Source organism: Pseudomonas sp. 30_B (genome assembly GCF_017491605.1).
Classification (GTDB): domain Bacteria; phylum Pseudomonadota; class Gammaproteobacteria; order Pseudomonadales; family Pseudomonadaceae; genus Pseudomonas.
Genome location: NZ_JAFGYY010000406.1, coordinates 1 through 431, shown reverse-complemented (window position 1 = coordinate 431; position 431 = coordinate 1). Strand labels below are relative to the sequence as shown.

Here is a 431-nt window from a genome sequence, read left to right as displayed (position 1 = left end):
CACCATTCTTGTCACAGAAGACTCCTATGAGGTTCTGACGATCCGTTCAGATGGTAGCGGTGACCCTGCGCACCTCTAAATACGCATCTTTATAACGAAACAGACAGGCTAAGGGCACATCGAGTAGTTTTCTCGATGTGCCCTGCCCTTTTATGGTTTATTTCCGCGCTTCTATCTGGCAATTGGGTTGAGCTCCCCGATGAGTAGCATGCGCTAAAGCCCAACGGATAACGTGGAGTGCACGGTAATCCATATGCGTATCAGAGTGCCCTATCTTCTCGGAAGCCGGTATGTTGCACAACTGTTTAATGTTGATGTTATAAACAGTTGCTCCTTTTACCGGATCAGTAATGAATCCTGACTGCCACGGCGTTGCTTGATTATCGTCCGGGGTAACCATCACAACATACGTAATGCCAGCCACTGTATCT

1 protein-coding gene is annotated in these 431 nt (G+C 47.8%); it reads right to left on the bottom strand.

Features of this window, described 5'->3' with window-relative positions; genetic code table 11:
* Window positions 1-157: 157 nt before the first annotated feature.
* Window positions 158-431 (bottom strand): hypothetical protein (locus J5M67_RS28895; RefSeq protein WP_207888735.1); only part of this gene is annotated, 274 nt, incomplete at its 5' end.